The sequence below is a fragment of the Mesorhizobium sp. WSM4822 genome (assembly GCF_055811155.1).
In genome coordinates, this window is sequence record NZ_JBVVQM010000012.1 from 32,313 (window position 1) to 50,238 (window position 17,926).

The 17,926-nt window shown below is 61.5% G+C and carries 19 protein-coding genes; 5 read left to right on the top strand and 14 right to left on the bottom strand.

Annotated features, from left to right (window positions below; all coding sequences use genetic code 11):
• Window positions 1-108 precede the first annotated feature (108 nt).
• Window positions 109-540 carry a hypothetical protein gene (locus AC0L3E_RS25145; protein WP_127318150.1) on the bottom strand — a complete coding sequence of 144 codons (432 nt, stop codon included), beginning with the start codon at window positions 538-540 and terminating at the stop codon, window positions 109-111.
• A gap of 285 nt (window positions 541-825) precedes the next feature.
• Between AC0L3E_RS25145 and AC0L3E_RS25150 the strand changes: the two genes are divergently transcribed.
• From AC0L3E_RS25150 to AC0L3E_RS25160, 3 genes are read left to right on the top strand one after another with little or no spacing between them, the layout of a single operon-like run.
• Window positions 826-1,863 carry a glycosyltransferase family 2 protein gene (locus AC0L3E_RS25150; RefSeq protein WP_164761561.1) on the top strand — a complete coding sequence of 346 codons (1,038 nt, stop codon included), beginning with the start codon at window positions 826-828 and terminating at the stop codon, window positions 1,861-1,863.
• Window positions 1,838-2,530 (top strand): class I SAM-dependent methyltransferase, encoded by a 693-nt coding sequence (locus tag AC0L3E_RS25155; RefSeq protein WP_127318152.1) that lies wholly within the window; start codon window positions 1,838-1,840, stop codon window positions 2,528-2,530. The genes AC0L3E_RS25150 and AC0L3E_RS25155 overlap by 26 nt, the downstream gene beginning before the upstream one ends.
• Complete coding sequence (locus AC0L3E_RS25160) at window positions 2,508-2,972, top strand: GtrA family protein (protein WP_127266457.1); 465 nt, start codon at window positions 2,508-2,510, stop codon at window positions 2,970-2,972. Before AC0L3E_RS25155 ends, AC0L3E_RS25160 begins: the two co-directional genes overlap by 23 nt.
• 4 nt (window positions 2,973-2,976) lie before the next feature.
• On the opposite strand, the gene AC0L3E_RS25165 is transcribed toward AC0L3E_RS25160, so the two are convergent.
• From AC0L3E_RS25165 to AC0L3E_RS25180, 4 genes are all read right to left on the bottom strand, one after another.
• On the bottom strand, window positions 2,977-3,600 hold the full coding sequence (locus tag AC0L3E_RS25165) for a hypothetical protein (RefSeq protein WP_127318154.1): 624 nt from the start codon (window positions 3,598-3,600) through the stop codon (window positions 2,977-2,979).
• On the bottom strand, window positions 3,587-4,834 hold the full coding sequence (locus tag AC0L3E_RS25170; RefSeq protein WP_127331612.1) for a hypothetical protein: 1,248 nt from the start codon (window positions 4,832-4,834) through the stop codon (window positions 3,587-3,589). The genes AC0L3E_RS25165 and AC0L3E_RS25170 overlap by 14 nt, the downstream gene beginning before the upstream one ends.
• A complete protein-coding gene (locus AC0L3E_RS25175; protein ID WP_127318158.1) occupies window positions 4,831-5,118 on the bottom strand; it encodes a hypothetical protein in 288 nt (95 codons plus the stop codon). Before AC0L3E_RS25175 ends, AC0L3E_RS25170 begins: the two co-directional genes overlap by 4 nt.
• Before the next feature lie 223 nt (window positions 5,119-5,341).
• A complete protein-coding gene (locus tag AC0L3E_RS25180; protein ID WP_128307173.1) occupies window positions 5,342-6,274 on the bottom strand; it encodes a lipid kinase in 933 nt (310 codons plus the stop codon).
• Window positions 6,275-6,877: 603 nt separating this feature from the next.
• Between AC0L3E_RS25180 and AC0L3E_RS25185 the strand changes: the two genes are divergently transcribed.
• Window positions 6,878-7,018, top strand: a complete 141-nt coding sequence (locus tag AC0L3E_RS25185) for a hypothetical protein (RefSeq protein ID WP_473605858.1) — start codon at window positions 6,878-6,880, stop codon at window positions 7,016-7,018.
• Between the two features lie 53 nt (window positions 7,019-7,071).
• On the opposite strand, the gene AC0L3E_RS25190 is transcribed toward AC0L3E_RS25185, so the two are convergent.
• From AC0L3E_RS25190 to AC0L3E_RS25225, 8 genes are all read right to left on the bottom strand, one after another.
• Window positions 7,072-7,815, bottom strand: coding sequence for an amino acid ABC transporter ATP-binding protein (locus AC0L3E_RS25190; protein WP_127321601.1), 744 nt, complete (start codon window positions 7,813-7,815; stop codon window positions 7,072-7,074).
• Complete coding sequence (locus AC0L3E_RS25195; protein WP_473605859.1) at window positions 7,812-8,786, bottom strand: amino acid ABC transporter permease; 975 nt, start codon at window positions 8,784-8,786, stop codon at window positions 7,812-7,814. Before AC0L3E_RS25195 ends, AC0L3E_RS25190 begins: the two co-directional genes overlap by 4 nt.
• Window positions 8,787-8,842: 56 nt before the next feature.
• On the bottom strand, window positions 8,843-9,676 hold the full coding sequence (locus AC0L3E_RS25200; RefSeq protein WP_473605860.1) for a transporter substrate-binding domain-containing protein: 834 nt from the start codon (window positions 9,674-9,676) through the stop codon (window positions 8,843-8,845).
• Window positions 9,677-9,940: 264 nt separating this feature from the next.
• Window positions 9,941-10,768, bottom strand: a complete 828-nt coding sequence (locus tag AC0L3E_RS25205) for an alpha/beta fold hydrolase (RefSeq protein ID WP_473605954.1) — start codon at window positions 10,766-10,768, stop codon at window positions 9,941-9,943.
• A 2-nt stretch (window positions 10,769-10,770) separates the two neighbouring features.
• Window positions 10,771-11,847: an LLM class flavin-dependent oxidoreductase gene (locus tag AC0L3E_RS25210; RefSeq protein WP_127380198.1), complete on the bottom strand. Its 1,077-nt coding sequence runs from the start codon at window positions 11,845-11,847 to the stop codon at window positions 10,771-10,773.
• Window positions 11,848-11,874: 27 nt separating this feature from the next.
• Complete coding sequence (locus AC0L3E_RS25215) at window positions 11,875-13,386, bottom strand: aldehyde dehydrogenase (protein WP_127332292.1); 1,512 nt, start codon at window positions 13,384-13,386, stop codon at window positions 11,875-11,877.
• A gap of 22 nt (window positions 13,387-13,408) precedes the next feature.
• Window positions 13,409-14,386, bottom strand: coding sequence for a flavin reductase family protein (locus AC0L3E_RS25220; RefSeq protein WP_127322470.1), 978 nt, complete (start codon window positions 14,384-14,386; stop codon window positions 13,409-13,411).
• 176 nt (window positions 14,387-14,562) lie between these two features.
• Entirely contained in the window at window positions 14,563-16,356 is a 1,794-nt protein-coding gene (locus AC0L3E_RS25225) for a helix-turn-helix domain-containing protein (RefSeq protein ID WP_473605861.1), read from the bottom strand.
• A gap of 163 nt (window positions 16,357-16,519) precedes the next feature.
• Here AC0L3E_RS25225 and AC0L3E_RS25230 point away from each other — a divergent pair, with 163 nt between their 5' ends.
• Window positions 16,520-17,101 (top strand): amino acid synthesis family protein, encoded by a 582-nt coding sequence (locus AC0L3E_RS25230; RefSeq protein WP_127332298.1) that lies wholly within the window; start codon window positions 16,520-16,522, stop codon window positions 17,099-17,101.
• Between the two features lie 482 nt (window positions 17,102-17,583).
• Here the strand turns inward: AC0L3E_RS25230 and AC0L3E_RS25235 are convergent, their stop codons facing one another.
• Entirely contained in the window at window positions 17,584-17,748 is a 165-nt protein-coding gene (locus AC0L3E_RS25235) for a hypothetical protein (protein ID WP_245466509.1), read from the bottom strand.
• Window positions 17,749-17,926: the final 178 nt, after the last annotated feature.

Genomic DNA, 17,926 nt, shown 5'->3' on the forward strand with positions numbered 1-17,926 from the left:
CAGCCGTGGGACAGGCGCCGACCCCGTCGTCAACACGGCGCTCCACTGGCGCCCCAATCGTTCATCCACCTCGCTTGAAACGAGCTTCAATCGCCGTCCTTGGCGACCTCAGTGCCACATTCTCTCTCTAAGCCACTTAAGAAACCTGTTCCCTCCGATTGCCCGGCGGACTCTAGCGGCAGCCCACTGCCCTCTGAACGTGGTTCCGACATGGCAACTGCAGAGGATGTCATGCAACTCCCCGTCAGACAGTTCGAAGAAGCGCTTTGCTGCCCCATAGGTGTCATCCTTCAGGCCTAACGCACGTAGTAGCGGGTCCTCGAAGGCCACAGTAATTGGCGAGCCCTCACCGCGCGCTGCGTCGCGAGCTTCCCGCTTCAGATACTCAGTGCCGGTAAGCGCTGTCAGGCGTCGCTCGGGATGTTGTTCCAGCAACTCTGCCCAGCGCTCAATGCGCTGTTGCCGGGTCATGATCGGGTATGTCGACAGGGGTTCTACTTCTGCAATTGTCTGCAGTTGGCTTAAAGTTTGGTGTTCCATCGTCGGCTCCTTTGGTCGAAGTCCCTTCCCCTCAAAAATTATCGCGCGCCGACGCGCTGACAAGAGCTGGCAAGGCGGCCACTTGCCCGACAATGATTGCGAAACAGCGCATTGCTCCGCCGGCGCGCGAAACGATATCTCATCCCAAATCAGACCGAAGCCGTTCAGAACGAACAGCTCGCCACCCGCCTGCAACAACTAATTAAATTAGTAATGCCTTATGGAACTTTGAGGCTGGCGTTTCATTTGATCGGCATGGAGGCCTCTGTAATCCAAAGTGCCGGGATGAGAGCGAACGTGTCGCTGCGCTACTCGCTGGTTCTGCCGATATACAACGAGGAACAAGTGCTGCCTCGTCTGATCGAGCGGATCAGGTTGCTAATCCACCAGCTGGACGGTGAGACAGAGGCTATTTTCGTCGATGACGGAAGCAGCGATGGCAGCGTCACTTACCTTCGGCGTGTGGTCGCCGCCGAGCCTCGTTTTCGGCTAATCGAGCTTTCCCGCAATTTTGGGCACCAGATAGCAATCACAGCCGGTATGGACGCCGCCCAGGGGGATGCCGTCATCGTCATGGATGCCGATCTCCAAGACCCACCCGAGGTGGTTCTCGATCTGGTGGCGAAGTGGAAGGAAGGTTTCGAAATTGTCTATGCCCGGCGCGTCAAACGCGAGGGCGAATCCTGGTTCAAGCGCTTCACGGCAAGTCTCTTCTATCGCTTGCTGGAAAGGATGACGACCGTTGACATTCCGCGCGACGTTGGAGATTTCCGGTTGGTCGGTCCCAAAGCGCTGAGAACTTTCAGGCAGATGCCCGAACAGGATCGCTTCGTCAGGGGCATGTTTGGCTGGATGGGATTCAAGCAGGCGTCGGTGCCTTTCGAGCGCCCGGCACGAGCCCATGGCCAGACCAAATACCCATTCTGGAAGATGGTGCATCTTGCTGTGCACGCCATCGTCAGCTTCTCGGAGCAGCCGCTGCGCCTGGCGCTCTGGGGTGGCTTGGCCATTTCTGCGCTGGCCATAGCCTTTGGTGCCTACGCCATCTACGCCTGGGCCTTTGAAACCGGCATTGTTGCCGGCTGGACATCCACCGTGATGATCGTGTCGCTCCTGTGCGGCATCAACCTCTTCATGACCGGCGTGGTCGGATTGTATGTCGGCAGCATCCACGCCGAAGTAAAACGGCGCCCGCTTTACGTGATCGATCGCCTCACCGGCTTCGACCGGGCCATGTCTGCCGTCCCCGGCAAGAGCCGCCGCCCGCCTCGAAAATCCCGGATTGGAGTCCCGGCCAATGTCCGAACCCTTCGACAGCTATAGATTCAATTATGGTGAGACGGTCCAGGGATCGATCCGCTTTTCAGGGCTTAAGCACGACTTCTTTCTCATGGCGAAGGCCGAGTTGCTGCGACGCGTTGTGGTCGAGCGGGTGCTTCGTCATGCCGGCTCGGATGTGCGGGCGCTTGATGTCGGCTGCGGCGTAGGTGCGCTCCATCCCTATCTCAAAGGCGTCTTCGAGTCCCTGGACGGCTGCGACATCTCGCAGGAATCGATCCTGCGTGCGAGGCAGGAAAATCCGAGCGTCACATACAGGGCCTGCACCAGCCTGAACCTGCCATACGACAATGGGGTCTTTGATCTGGCCTTCGGCAGCTGCGTCGTCCATCATGTACCGCCAGCTTCCTGGCTCGGGTTCATGCGCGAGATGCGGCGCGTCGTGCGCCCGGGCGGTGTCGCCTGCATCATCGAGCACAATCCCTATAACCCGCTGACGCGTCTGGCTGTGTTCCGGTGTCCCTTCGACCATGACGCGGTGCTGCTCAGCGCAGCCAAAACAGCGTCCCTCCTTCAAGAAGCAGGCTTCAGCAACATCCGATCCGAGCACTTCCTGCTGCTGCCGTCGGGCAGGTCCTTGGCCCGAAAAGTCGAGCGCGCGCTCGCCCCCCTGCCGCTGGGGGCACAGTATGCGTGTAGTGCGCATGCATGAGCATCGGCCTGCCGGCGACGACTCCCTGAAGCTACTGGCACGCTTCGGCCTGGTCGGCATCGCTGCCACACTTCTGTATGCCGCTTTGGTTGCTGCTTTTTCCAAATCGGAATGGCTCGGTTTAACGCCCATCCATGCCTCGCTTGGGGCATATGCCGCAGCCACCCTGTTTTCGTATCTAGCCCACAAATCCCTGACGTTCGTGTCGGGCCGATCGCATCGAACTGAAGCTCCGCGTTTTCTCCTGCTGGGGGCAACAGGCTTGGCCATTGCCTATGGGGCGCCGGCGTTGCTGACGGTAAAGCTGGGCTTGCCGCTCATCATTCCCGTGCTGATTACGTGCTTGCTTGTCCCCGGCATCAATTTCTTCGTGCTTGACCGGTGGGTTTTTGCCGGACGCATTCCCGGTCGGCACGGCAATCGCTCCCGCCAGAGGCAATAATGCTCTAAATGGCGTCCAGTCGAAACGACACCAATTTGATGGAGCGCTTGTAAATGTCGCTGGCGGCCTGGCTGGGCGGGATCCCGTCGAGATAGTCAAAGGTCATTTCGAACGTGCTGGCGTCCGAAAAAGCTGCGTGCGGAATGACGAACGAGACGGTTATCGGTTGCTTGCCCGACAGTGTGACCTTATGCACGGACACGCCATGCACCGAGATTATTACCCTCTGCGTCATCTGTGGCGGACGAATGACAGCGGCCATTTGTAGCGTTGCCTTGAGACCGTCGCGAAGCGGCGGTATCTGCAGGCGAAGCCGCGAGGTCTCGCCCAGCGAATGCGTGCCGTCGGCTGCCGGCCCCGACCAGCCACAAACTTTCATGCCGGCAACCCGTTTGGCGCCATCGGACCGGAAGGACACTGTCTGGCCGAGTGAGTAGCTGCCAATGGCATCGCGGTTGAGGCATGTCGTCGTGCGGTCGATGTAATAGGCACGATAGTCGGCGTGGACATTCGGATGGAGAGCCAGCGCAAGGATGGCGAGTTCGGACACGGCCAGAACCGCGGCGAGCGCGTAAGCGCCAAGCGAGATAGCGCGTCCATGGGGGTTGAGGGTGTCAGACCAAAGCAAGGTAGCCCCCAATCCATGCCACCGTCATGAAATAGCAGGCGACCAGGAAGAGAACCAAAGCGGCGAGCCAGGTCAGTTTCGACGCCGACAACAGGACGGCCATCAACATTATAAGAGGCGCCAGCCCAATGACGTATCTGACCATGGAGGCCAGATTCGTTATCAATGGCACGAGAATGCAGATCGCGCAGAAGACCCCAGCGCCATATTGCTTGCGAGCCACCAGCACGACTGATAGCGCCAGCCCGACGATCGCTGCGAGCGCACTCCATTGCGGCGCCGTGGGCAGCCACCCGGTCTTGGGAAATGCTGAGAGTCCGTCCCATAGAAACAGGAGCGGGTTCCCAGCCACTCGTCCAAAGGCGCGTTGGACGTGCAGAAAGGCAAAGCCGTCGCCGACAGTGACATACAAAAACAGGATGTAGGCAAACAAGCCGGCAGGCGAGATAAAGATAGCGACGAGCTGATCCGGTCGACCGAGCACCCAACGCGGAAAGGAGAGTGGTGAGCCGCCCCGTTCGCGATGCTGCTGGAACATTTGAATGACGGTCGCAAAGACGACAAGGACCCCAACGAGCCTCGTTGCCGAGAGGAGCGCTGACGAGACGCCAGCGACGGGATAGCTGGAGCGTTTGAGTGCCAGGAAGACAATCGAGGTCAGGAGCACGAAAAGAGGTTCGGAAAGGAAAGTTGTGAAGTGGAAGGAGAACGGGCCGCTAAGCAGAAAAGCGCAGTACAGTACATAGGCCCGCATGTTCTTCTCCAACAGCGGCCATGCCACCAGACACGCGGCGTAGCTGCATGCAATCGAAGTGATCGTCGCGACCAGTATCGTGGCGAAGGGGAAAATCGCCCGGATCACCGCTACCAGCATCGGATAGAATGGAAAGAAGCCCCATCGTCCGACGTTGCTTTGGTTTGGGATGGGAAAGCGCTCGTAGCCGCGTTCGGAAATATCCAGATACCAGTGGCAATCCCATCGGCAGAGCGCACGAGCATAAGACTCGAAGCCTGGTTCCGCCAACGTTGAAGCAACAGCGGCATAACGAATAGCAAGTCCGGCGACACCGAACAGGAGCGGGACTGTCACGACCGCTGCCGCTACCATGTGGCGCTTGTTGATCGTCGAGCCGTAGTCGGGGAAAATCTCGAACTGCTCTGGGTGGTCTTTCGAGGGTGCATGGCGGGGGCTCTTGATGGCCGTGACGAGATTCTCAGTCCCGGATTTTCTCATAGCAGAGCACCGGCGCGGCACGTTTCCATCCTCTGATGGGGGCCAAATTCCGCCGTGACCAAACCGCCGACCGTGGCCTTGCCATCTTCATTGTCAACCGGCGGGGCGTGTCCGATGGGGTTCAACTTGTCCGGCGCCGTTGCCTTCTTCGGCGTGTCGATCGAGAAGAGGAAGTTGTAGGTCGCAACGCCGACGCTGGCCCGACGGTCGTCGAGCAGTTCCAGATGGGTGACGCCTATCGTCACCTCGTGGCCAAAGTCGATGCCAGTCTGTTCCCGCACCATGTGAGGGATTCTGGAGCGCGGCTGGCGATCGTCAAGAGGTTGCTAATATTCGAGCGGCGAAGGGCAACAAATCTTTGGCCCTGCTTCTAAGCGAGCGTTTGGAGAATACCCGCGGTGCGTGGAAGGCGCCTTTGAAGCGCGTCGAGAACACGATAATCATGCATGCCTCGGCGGCCGGACGAGCTATTGCGCAGCCTTGACACCGGGATGGTCGCCCGACAAATCAAAGGTCCGCACCGAATGCTCCTTCTGTGCGACGTCGAATGCCCACGGGCGGAGGCGCAAAGACCGAGATCGCCTTTGGGTGGACCTTGAAATGAGCTGGTGTCGAGGTGACGATCTCACCATCGGTGTTGACCGGCATCGGCTTCTCCGTCTCGATGTCGAACTCGACGCACCTAGCCGTCCGAACCTCTCGCCAGGCGCCATGCGTTCCAGAACGGAAGGAGCGGAGCATCAGCGCCAGTTTCCAGAGGTTCGTCATTTCCAAGCTATAGAGATCGAGATGTCCGTCATCGATCTCGGCCGTCTCTTCCACCACGTTGCCGCCCCCGTAGTGACGACCGTTTCCCACCGCAATCTGGTAGGTTTCGACGTCGGTCGCTGCGCCTTTCTCAATAATCTTCGCGTGGAACCGCGTGGCCCGCGTCAACACTTTAACCGCCGCCAGCGCATAGCCGAGCCTGCCGAAACGCTTCTTCAAAGTGGGATCTAGACCCTTCGCCAGTTCAGTGCTGAGTCCGATACTCGCGACGTTGAAAAAGGCATTGCCATTGACCGTGCCGATATCGATCTGCCGAAGTCGGCCCCGCACGATCACGTCAGCGGCCTGCAGAAGATCCATGGGGATGTCGAGTGTGCGAGCGAGGTCATTAGCCGTTCCCATAGGGATAATGCCCATCGGCAGGCGGCTTTCCACTACAGCCATCGCCGCCGCCGACACCGAACCATCGCCACCGCACACGACCACAAGGTCGGCCATTTGGCGTAGGCGAACTATGTCACTGGCAATCTCCGGCAAGGCCTCGAACGTTTCGACAGTGACGGAAAGCCGGCCGCGCTCCAGCCGCTCCACAATCGGGGCGATCATCTCCTGGCCGCGCCGCGCCTTTGGATTGAGGAGCAGCAATGCGCGCCTTGTGGCTAATTTGCTCATTCAAAGATCGATCCGATGGGTTCATGACGCATCACATAGGGCGGTTGCTCATTCGACCGCAACCGAAGCTTTCGACTCAAACCGGACCTACCTCCGCCGCGACGTTGCGAACGGCGCAATTTGCGACATCCAGCGGTCCCCAGGATCGCTATTCGAGTTCGTGGACCGTCACGCCGGCACAGCCGTCTTGGCAATCGCATAGGTGCTGGCGATGCGTGAGATAGGCCACTTGGCCAGCACATGTCATTCCCCAAACAACTTGAAACCTCCTCGAGTGGACATGGTCGAAGGTTTCCATGATCATCGGCGCGCCTATCTATCGCGCGAAAGCTTGAAAGCGCGGTCGATCGCATCGCGGATATGTCCCGGGGCGGATTTCAGATCGTCCTTCGGTGCGCCGCTTTGCTCCGGAACGTCGCCGGCGTCCCGCTGGAGCCTGCGACAGAAGATGCGCTCAAGCCCATTGCCGGAGAGATTTAAATCGGCAGGGCCAGATCGGCCTGGCTCCTGTAAAATCTGGAGCCGGGTCGCGATTGGCCGGAACCAAACAGAACAGCCGTAATTATCAGCCGAAGGGACCGCAACCGCATAGGAAGCGGAACGATGGCTGAAATTCTTGATTTCGAACTTGGCAGTTCAAGGTTGCGCGTCAAACGTGCCGAGAAATCGTTGAAGCGCGCAAACGAAGAAACGGACAGGAAAAATGGCGTGGTGAATCCGCGGCACCCGCGCGCTGCTGGTTGAGGAAAGGCACGGGCCGTTCGTCCAGCGCATCCACGCAGCTTTTTTCTGGAAGTTTAATGCTTCAGTATCTGGCTGAGGAACAACTTGGTTCGATCATGGCGCGGGTGGCCGAAAAACCCGTCGGGCGTGCCCTCCTCGACGATCTGCCCAGCGTCCATGAAGATCACCCGGTCGGCAACCGCACGCGCAAAACCCATCTCATGCGTCACACACACCATGGTCATGCCGTCCCGAGCCAATCCCGTCATCGTCTCTAGCACCTCGGAGACCATTTCCGGATCGAGGGCGGAGGTCGGCTCATCGAACAGCATGACAGCCGGTTCCATGCACAGGCTGCGGGCAATCGCCACGCGCTGCTGCTGTCCGCCGGACAGCTGGATGGGGAACTTGTTCGCCTGTTCGGGAATGCGGACCCGCTCAAGGAACTTCAGTGCGGTCTTGCGCGCCTGCTTTTCCGATACGCCCTTCACCCACATTGGGCCGGCCATGCAGTTCATCAGCACCGTCATGTGCGGAAACAGGTTGAAGTGCTGGAAGACCATGCCGACGTTGGAGCGCACGGCGGCAACGTTGGTCATCTTGCCATGTAAGGCAACGCCGTTGACGACGATGTCGCCCTCTTGATGCGCCTCCAGGCGATTGAAGCAGCGGATGAGCGTTGATTTGCCGGAACCCGAGGGCCCGCAGATCACGATCCGCTCGCCCTTGTGGACGATCAGGTTGATGTTCTTCAGCGCCTGGAATTGGCCGTACCATTTGGAAACGGACTTGGCTTCAATGATGGCCGGAGCGCTCATCGCACCTTGCTCCTGTGGTAATGCCGTTCGATCCGCGATTGGACCAGTTCGAGGCAGATCGACAGCATCCAGTAGATCATGGCTGCCGAGATCAGCATCTCCATGTGCTGGAAGGTCTTCTGTCCGAGGGTGCGCGCCAGGAACATCAGCTCCCACACGCCGATGACCGAGACCAGCGAGGAATCCTTCAGCATCGAGATGAACTGGTTGCCCGTTGGCGGAATGATGACCGGCAATGCCTGCGGCAGGATGATGCGATGCATGGTCAGCGTGAAGCCGAAGCCCATGGAGCGCGACGCCTCCCACTGGCCGCGATCGATGCTCTGTATGCCGGAGCGGAAGATCTCGGTCATGTAGGCGCCGTAGCAGAGCGATAGCGCCAGGATGCCGGCCGGAACCGCATCAATGACAAAGCCGAGCTGCGGCAGCCCGAGATAGATCAGATAGACCTGCATGAGTAGCGGCAGGCCGCGGAAGAAGGAGGTGTAGAAGCTGGCGATGGCGTAGGCGAAGCCATTGCTGGAAAGCTTGGCCACCGCACCGGCGACGGCGATGACGGAAGCGATAACGATCGAAATGGCCGAGACGTAGAGTGTGGTGACAACGCCCTGGCTAATCAGGAACGGCAGCTTCTCCCTGATAAAGGGCAGGCTGAGATGGAACGTTTCGAAGAAGGCGATGAACAGGAGCAGCAGTTCGAGCCAGACGATGCCGATCTGGAACTTGAGCGGCGCGAAGCCGATCAGCACGACGTTCAAGGTGAAGATCACCGCTATGGCAAAAGCAATGGCAAAGCGGCCGTAGAAGCCACTCACCGACGGTTCGCCGATCACGGGGCGCATCAGTTCGGCAAAGCTGGTGCTCGACATGTTGAAAGCCATGAAGAGAAGCAGAACGACGCCGAACATCGTAGCCACGAACCAGGGTTTGTGGACGAGGATTTCGGCTTCGACGGTATCGGGATAGAGCATCTTTGAGCACCGGCTGTTCGGCGGCCTGCCGGGGGGCAGGCCGCCTTTGAAAGGGGCTAGTTGGTCTTCGAATAATCCTGCCCGTACCACTTTTCGGAGAGCTTGCTCAGCGTGCCATCCTCCTTCATCGCTTTCACGGCGTCGCCGATCTTGGCGGAGAGTTCGGGATCGCCGCGTTCGATGGCAATCGCCAGCGGCTCGTAGAATACCGGATCGCCTAGTTGCTTGATCGGGTAGCCGGCCTTCTCGGCATCGAGGATCGACGGTAGCGAAGAGACCACCGCGTCCAGGCGCACGCCGTCGCCGAGGCGGAGGTCGTCAAAGGCGGTCGTCGAATTCTCGTAGGAGCGGACCTCCTTCGGGTTGAGCTTGTACTCGAATGGCGGCGCGCCGGCGGCGTCGAGCGTCAGATCCTTCTTGGCATAGGCCTCGAAGGTGGAGGTGCTGGTGGCGCCGACCACCTTGCCGTCGAGATCTGCCAGCGTCTTGGCCTTGCTGTCCTTGTGCACGGCAACGGCCGCCGGCGTGTAATAGTAGACCGCCGGAAAATCGAAGATCTCGGCGCGTTTCTTGGTCGGCGTCATCGAGCCGGCATGCATGTCCCAGCGCCCCGCCCAATGGCCGGCGGTGATGATGTCCCAGCCGGGCGTGATGAACTCGACCTTGACGCCGAGGTGCTTGCCGATGGCTTTGGCGACGTCGACATCGAAGCCGTCCAGCTCGTTGCTGGAATTCAGGAAGGACTGCGGCGCCCAGTTGGCATCGGTCGCCACCTTGAGCGTGCCGGCCGCCAAAACGCGGTCGAGCACCGCGCCTGCGTGAGCAGGATATGCGCCAAGCGCAAGCGCCATCGCGGCCAACGTCAGCTGTGGTCTGTTCCAGAATGTCATATCCGTATTCCCCTGTTGTTGTTCAGTTCCTTGCAGTCACTTCCGTTCAGCCGGTCGTGACGTCCCAATTTCGTGCCGACCTGGTCGGCGTCCTCTCCCAAGGCCCGCCGATTTAGCGACGTCGTGGCCGGTCCGGTCTTCCGATGTCGCGGAGGATGTTTGCCGTCGCCATTCCCCCGATCACAGGGAAGGTCTCGGCCCGCTCCCTGCGAGGTGTCGTGCAGCCAGTGGTGTCCGGCGTTCGCTTTCGCATCGCGAAGGCTGCTATTCATCGGCGCCGCCCCCTTTCCCGCGGTCAGCGTCCATCAGGAAATCGCCCATCAGGGTGGCAACCCGAGCCGGCGCCTCGATCAGGATCGAATGACGAAGTCCGGGCAGGATGGCGAGTTGCGACCCTTGCATCTGTTCGTGCATCAGCCGTGCCATCCGCGGGCTGGAGCCCTGATCGTCCTCCCCGGTCACGATCAGCGTCGGGCAGGTGATGCGGTCGAGAATGCCGCCGAAATCGGTCTCGGCCAGAACGCGATAGGCGGCCGCATAGCAGTCGCGGTCGTTTTCAGCGTCACGCCGGCGCAACTCGGCGATGACCTCCGGGTTGCTGTCCTGAAAATCCTCCGTCAGCCAGCGCGACAGCGAGGCTGCATGATGCACTGAGGCATCGCTCGCCATCAGCGCCGCCAGCCGGCCACGCACCGCGTGCCGTTCCTCGGGCGTGCGGCCGGCGACCGTCGACAGCAACACCAGTTTTTTCAGGCGCTCGGCATGCGTCAGCGACAGGCGCTGTGCGATCAGGCCACCCAGTGAAAACCCGGCCAGATGGAAGGCGGCAAACCCGACATGGTCGGCCAGCGCCAGCGTTTCCTTGACGAAATCATCGATCTCGTAACGGCCCTTGATCCGGCTGGAGCGGCCATGGCCGCGCAGGTCGAAGGTGAGAACCGAGAAGCGATCTTTCAGTTGGCCCGCCACGCCACTCCAGGCTTCGAGATAGGAGCCGACTCCATGGATGCAGACCAGCGGCAACCCACCCTCACCCTCAAGGCGCCAGTTGAGCAGCACGCCCTCGACATCGAGCTGGCCGGAGCGCGCCATGGTCACGCCCTCGCCGCCTGGCGCGCCCTGTCGCGCTCGCGCGCGGCGAAGACCGGCATCACCTCGTCGACCCACAGCTTGATCGTCTTCTTCTGCAGCTCGAACGGCAGGTTGAACGTCAGGCCGAGGCAGTACTGGTCAACGCCCGCGGCTTCATAGTCGAGCAGCTTCTCGATCACCTCGTCGGGCGTGCCGAACATCAGGTTGCGACGGATGTTCTCGGGATTGTAATTGTCTTTGCCCTTGACGCTCTCGTAGGGGATAGCTTCGGGAAAGCCGTTTTGCACGGTGCCGATGTTCTGGAACAGGTTCTCGAACGCGCGGCCATAGTCAATGGCATGCCCGACCGCGATCTCCCAATCCTGCGCTCGTTCGTAGACGCAGGTGCGCCGCTGCATCATCAGGCGCGGGCGCGGCACCTCTGGATGATCGGCGACGGCCTTGCGGAATTTCTCGCCGAGCACGGCGATCTCGGCCGCCGGCGCCGACAAGGGCGTCGACAGGATCGAAGCGCCGATGCCGACCGCCCAGTCGAAGGTTCCCGGGTCCCGCGCGGCCACCCAGATCGGCGGATGCGGCTTCTGTAGCGGCTTCGGCACGCCGGCGGCGAGTGGGAACTTCCAGTAATCGCCGTCATGGGCATAATCCTGTGCCCACAGCTTCTTCACCGCCGGCACCAGCTCCTTCAGATAGGCAACGCCTTCCTGCTGCGGCATGCCGCCGGCCATGCGGTCGAACTCATATTGGTACGAACCGCGCGCGATGCCGAACTCCAGCCGCCCGCCGGTCAGGTGATCACAAAGTGCCGCCTCCCCTGCCAACCGGATCGGGCTCCAGTAGGGCGCGACCAGCGTCGAGGTGCCGAGGCGGATCTGCTCGGTATGCTGGGCAAGCCAGGTCAGCGTCATCAGGGGGTTGGGCGAGATCGTGCATTCGATCGTGTGATGCTCCGCCGTCCACAGCGTCTCGAAGCCACCCTCGTCGGCCAGGCGCGCCAACTCGAGGAGATTGCTCTTCACCTTCGACATCGGCATGTCGGGCGAGAAGCGTTCCATGGTCAGCGAAACGGCGAATTTCATGTCGGTCTCCCCAGTGCGTCGGGTTGGTCAGCGAAGGCGGATAATGAAGGGGTCCTGCATGGCGCCCGAGTAGTCGATGACGACGTTCTTCAGGCGCGAGAACTCCTCCATGGCGTCGAAGCCGCCGCGCCGCCCGTAGCCGCTCTCCTTGAAGCCGCCATTGGCGGACATGAAGGACGAGGCGCGGTAGGTGTTGATCCAGACGGTGCCGGCTTCAACATTCCTGGCGAAACGCAGCGCGCGGTTGATGTCCCGGGTCCAGATGCCGGAGGCGAGGCCATAGCGGGTGTCGTTGGCGAGACGGATCATCTGGTCTTCCGACGAGAACGGGATGACGCCGACGACAGGACCGAACAGCTCCTCCTGCATGAAGTCCATGCCGTTGTCAGCATCGGTCATCACGGTCGGCTCGAAGTACCAGCCGCCTGCAAGCTCATCCGCCTGCGGCCGCTTGCCGCCGGCCGCAATCCGCGCGCCCTGGCGCACGCCCGAGGCGACGTAGCCTTCTACCTTGGCGAGTTGCACCGACAGCGCCAGCGGTCCGACGTCGGTTTCCTCCAGCATCGGCAGCCCGACCCGCACGCGCCGCGTGCGTTCGACCAGCGCCTCGACGAACCGATCGTAGACGCTGGCCTCGACGAAACAGCGCGAACCGGCGACGCAGGTCTGCCCAGCCGCCGCGAACACACCGGACACGACGCCGTTGACGGCATGGTCGATGTCGACGTCGTCGAAGACGACATGTGGCGACTTGCCGCCGAGTTCCATCGAACAGGGGATGAGGTTCTCAGCCGCATTGGCGGCAATCCGCCGGCCCGTCGCCGTCGAACCGGTGAAGACGAATTTCGCGATGCCAGGGTGCCGGGTCAGCGCGTCCCCCGCCACGGCGCCGGTGCCGGTCACGACATTGACGACGCCGGCCGGGAAGCCGGCCTCCATGATCAGCTCGGCCAGCGCGAGCGTGGAGGCACTGGCATGCTCGGACGGCTTGACGACCACCGTGTTGCCGAGCGCCAGGCATGGCGCCAGCGTGCCGGTGAGCAGCATCAGCGGCGAGTTCCATGGCGTGATCATGCCGACGACGCCGATCGGCTCGCGCAGGTTGAAATTGAGCATGTCGAGCTTGTTGACCGGAATGGTGTCGCCGAGCAGCTTGTCGGCCATCCCTGCGAAATAGGTGTAGCTGTCGGGCATGGCGCGCATCTGCGCCCGCATTTCCTTGAGCAGCTTGCCGTTGTCACGGGTCTCGATCAGCGCCAACTCGTCGGCGTGCTCCAGCACCAGTTCCCCCAAACGGCGCACCAGCGTGCCGCGGTCGGTCTGGGTCATGCGTCGCCAGACTGGATTGGCAAAAGCTAGGCGCGCCGCCTCCACGGCCGCGCCGACATCCTCGGCATTGGCCTCTGCGAATTGGTACCAGGGCTTGCCGGTGGTCGGATCGAAACTGTCGATGTACTGGCCACCTTTCGGCGCCACGAACGCGCCGTTGATGAACAGGTTCTGGCGTGAGCCTTCGAGCGATTCGACCGTCGTTTTCATGCTGTCTGTCCTGGGTGAAGCATCATTCGGATGCGGCTTGCGTCCACGATTGCGACTGGCCGTCGATCATGGCGACGCGGCCGCCGTCGCCGGTGTCGATGTAAATGCCGAAGCGCTTGTCCTGGCGCTCCCGCGCATAGCGGCGCAGCATGGCGCGCAATTCATGGGTGGCGACCCGCTCATAGGGCAGCGCGTCGACGGAAAAGAAGGCGTGGCCATCCGGAAGTGCTGCTTCAGCGCTCTCACGGCTCAGTTCGGCGCGGTAGATGAGATAGCCCGGGTCGCTGTCGGCGACGTCGAAGACCGAATAGAGGAAGGTGTTTTCAGGGACGAGGGTCAGCGCCTCGCCGCCATCGAGGACGAGCTGACTGTCGGCCTTGCGGCGCCGCGCCGTCGGCAGCACCCAACTTCCCTTGCCATCGGTGCGCAAGAGGATGCGGTCGCCGGCTTCGACAAGATAGCCGATGATCATGTCCTGCGAGGCCAGCCAGCCGGCAGGCAGCGGATCCTTTACGCTGGCGTAACGGCCGCGGCAAAACCCGAGCGGCGCCGATGGGCTGGTTCCGAAAGCCTGGACCTGGCCGATCAGGATGATGTGGTCGCCGGCCTCGATGCGGTTGTGAACGGTGCAGTCGAACCATGTCAGGCTGTCGGTGAGGATCGGCGCGCCGGTGTGGGCGCGGTCATAGTTGACCGACTGGAATTTGTCCGCCGCTTTGGATGCGAACACCGAAGAAACGTCGACCTGGCCTTCATGGAGGAAATTGACCGCGAAGGACCGTGTTTCGTTGAATGCGGGAAAGCTCGCCGCCGCCTTGGCGACGCAGACCAGGAGCAACGGCGGGTCAAGCGAGACCGAGGTAAAGGAGTTCGCGGTCATGCCGCGCGGATTGCCGTCGCAGTCGCGCGTGGTGATGACGGTCACGCCGGTGACGAAGGTGCCGAAGGCACGACGCAAGGCGATCGGGTCGATCGTCCTGTGTACCACCGCGTCCGCCATTGCTTTCCTCCCATAGTGTCGGATGAAAGCTAGGCAAGAGACGGCCGGCCTTCTTCCTCCGGTCTGTAGGAAAGATGTCGGGGCGTGCTGCTGCCATCCCGAGCAAGTGCAGGCGCAGCGCGCCTGCACTTGCGGCGGCTGCCGCGTCGAAACAGTGGTGGCGAGGTCAACAGAGTCTAACGGGCTGTCGGCGTGCGGCTGTCGATGATGCCGCTGAGACGGATCGCGAGTTCAACCGCGAAGCGCTGTTCGGGCGTGTCGAGACGGATGCCGAACAGGTCCTCCATGCGCGACAGGCGATAGCGTAAGGTGGTGACATGCAGGCCGATGGCGTCGGCGCAGGCCTGGCTGCGGCAGCCCTCGCGCAGATAGGCAAATAACGTCTCCAGATAGGGCGTGCCGTGCTCGCGGTCATGCGCGATCAGGGCGCCGACACTTTCGTCGACGAAGCCGCGCACGTCCGGAGCGTCGGCAGCGGCGACCAATATCGGCAACGGACCGAAATCCTGGCCGGCAAAAACGCCGGTGCGTCCGAAGGCACGGCCGATCCGGATCATGCGGCGGCACCGCTCCCAGGCGATGGGATAATCGACCAGCGCGGCACAGGCCTCGGAAAGCACAACCACCGGCTCACCTTCGAAATAGCGGCCAAGCCCGGCCGCAATCTTGTGCGGCAATTTCGCGAAGCGCGCGCCATCCTGCCCGGTATCGGCCGGGACAAGACAGACAAGCCCATCCTCCACCGCGATTGCCGTGCCGGCAATGCCGGCCTGCTGCAGCAGACGCATGACCTCATGATGCGGATCGGCAAGGCCGATGGCACCGTCCTGTTCGGCGAGGTCGACGACGATCATCTTCTGTGCAACGGTCAAGTCGAGCCCCAGCCGGCGGGCGCGATTGACGATATCGGCCTCGTCGCGCCAGCGGCGCTCCGCCACCTCCAGGAAAAGCTCGGTCAGCGAGCGCGTCTCGAAACGGAAGCGCACGAAGCTGCGCATCATCTGCACACTGAGGGCGAATTTGGTGCTGTCGAGCAGCATCTGATCGAGTTGACCAGACTCGTGAGGCGTCGGGAAAATCATCAGTGCGCCAACCACTTCGGCGTCGATGCTAAGCGGCTCGATGCGCACCGAAAGCTTGAGCTGTCGCTTGCCGTCATCGACGAACAGCGTCTCGGTGTGACGCCCGTCGGACGCGCCGCGAGCTATCTTGAAGATTTGCCGGCTGAGCGTTCCGCTCACCGCCTGCTGCCAGGAGGCGGTGTCGAAATGCGCCTCGCTCGGGGAACGGCCGGCGACAACCAGATTGGCATGGAAATCGATCACCACCACAGGATTGGGTAGCAGCTCGCTGACTTTTTCGGCGAGCGAGGCCACCGATCCGTCCGACAAGGCTTGCTGCAGAAGCGAGGTGTGCGCCGAGAGGGCGCGCTGCAGACGCTCGCCGGCCTGCTTCTCCTGGCGCAGCCGATGCTGCTTCTCGACCGCGATCTCACCCAGATGCACGATCATGCCGATGAAGGCGATATCCTGCGCCGTCACTTCGGTGATCTCGCGCGAAACGACGGTCAGCACCATCGGCCGGCCGTCTTCGTCGACGCAGTTCATCGGCATGACCAGAACACTGCGGTAGTCGCGCTCGAAGGCTTCTCGGCGGTAGCCCGGGAACTCCTCCGATACGCGCGCGTCCCTGATGTAGACCGGCTCGTTGCGGTTGAGCGCGACGATCGAGGGACTGGTGGCCAGCTCCCAACGGTCCGGCAACGTGCGGTGAATGAGCGTCGGGTCGTGGCGCACGATGACATAGGCGTGGCCGTGGGGGGCGTCGATGCCCATGATCGAGCCTAGAGTCCATTGGGCATGACGACAGGCCGCCAGCACGAGATGGCGCAGCACGGACTGGAGATCGCCGCCCGAATTGATGAGGCTGGCGGCATCCCGCAAGGAGAGAATTTGCGACTCGTGGTCCACGCCTGATCTTCCGCCGCTCGCGAAGGGCGAATTTAAGCCGTCGCGGATATACGAACGCTACACCGCTTCCAAGCGGGACGCACGCCGTTTCTTCCTACGAACCGGAGGAATACCCGACGGTTGGCGTGCATTAGCTTGAGCTTCCACCTGGAGAGGCCAAATCATGGAATTGCGAAAAGTCAGCACCTTCATCGAGGAAGTGCACATCGAAGGCGGCAAAGCGGGTGCAAGGCCGGTAACGTCGATCGTGGTGGCAGCCGTCCTGCGCAACCCATGGGCCGGGCGCGGCTTCGTCGAGGATTTGCAGCCGGAGATTGTCGCCATAGCGCCCCGGCTGGGGCAGGAACTCACGAGCCGCCTGATTGGATTGATGCAGGCGGAACGCATCGAAAGCTACGGCAAGGCGGCCGCCGTCGGAACCGCCGGCGAGATCGAGCATGCCTCCGCCATGATCCATACGCTGCGCTTCGGCAATGTCTTCCGCGACGCCGTCGGCGGCACGACCTATCTCGAATTCTGTAACACCCGCAACGCGCCGGGCGCGCTGCTATCGCTGCCGATGATGCACAAGAGCGAGAACGGTCGCCGCTCGCATTTCATCACCGCCAACTTCCAGATCGCCGACGGCCCGGCTGCCGACGAGATTGTCGTTGCCATCGGTGCTGCGGACGGCGGCCGGGTTCACCCACGGATTGCGGACCGCTTTCAGGACATGAAAGAGATGGAGCAGGAAGCAGCGATGTGAGGCTTGCGCTGGGTTCCACAACATCACCGCGGGTTCCACAACATCACCAATGTTCAGAGCCGGCGAATGCTGATGACGATCTCGCGGCCTATTTCGAAGAGCTAGCTAGGCTGCAGTGCAGGCTCTCCGGACCCGAAGGTGCTTGGCGAACTGCACAGGCGTCCTTGCCGTTCATCTCCGGCCCATCGATGCTGTCGGCATGCGGCGTTGCGATCCGGCACCTTTGATGCCGGAAGCAGTGTGGCGGTAGCTAGTTTGTCAGTACCCTCCAATTGCCTGCCTCTTCAAGAGCCCGCTACGTCGGCAAGGTCGCTCGCATAGCCCCGACTTTCAAATGCGGCATGAATGCGTCGGAAACGCACCAAGCATGGATATCCACGCGGGCCGCGTGACTCCTAAATGGCTTACTCAGCCAGGACTCTCCGTTGTGATCGATCTGTCAAACCGCACGCCGAGACCATATGCGGTGGCGCTGGCTGCTATCATGTCATCAAAGGCTCTTCCGGAAATCGGCAGTTCGGGAGTACCTCCCGAATGGCGGCTTCTGCCGTCGAGGTAGAAATGACGTCATGTTGCCTTTTTCTGGTTTCGACATATTGCTCGACCAGCATTTTCAGGCGTCTTGCAGCAATCTCATCTGCAAACATCGAGTTTCTCCTGGCGGCCGAGGCCGCATTCGTTCGCGGCGCCATACTTCAATTGGTGAACCCGCGACACGAGCGTTAGCTCGATTGGCCAAAGCTGCTGTCGGGTATCTTGTTCCGGATAGCCGAGGCTTGGTAATTCCCAGACATTTCTGCTGAAGTGGGCGTTTTGGAGCGGGTG

Excerpts from the sequence above, each read along its gene's own strand:
- AC0L3E_RS25145 (WP_127318150.1), bottom strand. The coding sequence starts at position 540 with ATGGAACACCAAACTTTAAGCCAACTGCAGACAATTGCAGAAGTAGAA.
- AC0L3E_RS25150 (WP_164761561.1), top strand. The coding sequence starts at position 826 with ATGAGAGCGAACGTGTCGCTGCGCTACTCGCTGGTTCTGCCGATATAC.
- AC0L3E_RS25155 (WP_127318152.1), top strand. The coding sequence starts at position 1,838 with ATGTCCGAACCCTTCGACAGCTATAGATTCAATTATGGTGAGACGGTC.
- AC0L3E_RS25160 (WP_127266457.1), top strand. The coding sequence starts at position 2,508 with ATGCGTGTAGTGCGCATGCATGAGCATCGGCCTGCCGGCGACGACTCC.
- AC0L3E_RS25170 (WP_127331612.1), bottom strand. The coding sequence starts at position 4,834 with ATGAGAAAATCCGGGACTGAGAATCTCGTCACGGCCATCAAGAGCCCC.
- AC0L3E_RS25175 (WP_127318158.1), bottom strand. The coding sequence starts at position 5,118 with ATGGTGCGGGAACAGACTGGCATCGACTTTGGCCACGAGGTGACGATA.
- AC0L3E_RS25180 (WP_128307173.1), bottom strand. The coding sequence starts at position 6,274 with ATGAGCAAATTAGCCACAAGGCGCGCATTGCTGCTCCTCAATCCAAAG.
- AC0L3E_RS25185 (WP_473605858.1), top strand. The coding sequence starts at position 6,878 with ATGGCTGAAATTCTTGATTTCGAACTTGGCAGTTCAAGGTTGCGCGTC.
- AC0L3E_RS25190 (WP_127321601.1), bottom strand. The coding sequence starts at position 7,815 with ATGAGCGCTCCGGCCATCATTGAAGCCAAGTCCGTTTCCAAATGGTAC.
- AC0L3E_RS25195 (WP_473605859.1), bottom strand. The coding sequence starts at position 8,786 with ATGCTCTATCCCGATACCGTCGAAGCCGAAATCCTCGTCCACAAACCC.
- AC0L3E_RS25200 (WP_473605860.1), bottom strand. The coding sequence starts at position 9,676 with ATGACATTCTGGAACAGACCACAGCTGACGTTGGCCGCGATGGCGCTT.
- AC0L3E_RS25205 (WP_473605954.1), bottom strand. The coding sequence starts at position 10,768 with ATGGCGCGCTCCGGCCAGCTCGATGTCGAGGGCGTGCTGCTCAACTGG.
- AC0L3E_RS25210 (WP_127380198.1), bottom strand. The coding sequence starts at position 11,847 with ATGAAATTCGCCGTTTCGCTGACCATGGAACGCTTCTCGCCCGACATG.
- AC0L3E_RS25215 (WP_127332292.1), bottom strand. The coding sequence starts at position 13,386 with ATGAAAACGACGGTCGAATCGCTCGAAGGCTCACGCCAGAACCTGTTC.
- AC0L3E_RS25220 (WP_127322470.1), bottom strand. The coding sequence starts at position 14,386 with ATGGCGGACGCGGTGGTACACAGGACGATCGACCCGATCGCCTTGCGT.
- AC0L3E_RS25230 (WP_127332298.1), top strand. The coding sequence starts at position 16,520 with ATGGAATTGCGAAAAGTCAGCACCTTCATCGAGGAAGTGCACATCGAA.
- AC0L3E_RS25235 (WP_245466509.1), bottom strand. The coding sequence starts at position 17,748 with ATGTTTGCAGATGAGATTGCTGCAAGACGCCTGAAAATGCTGGTCGAG.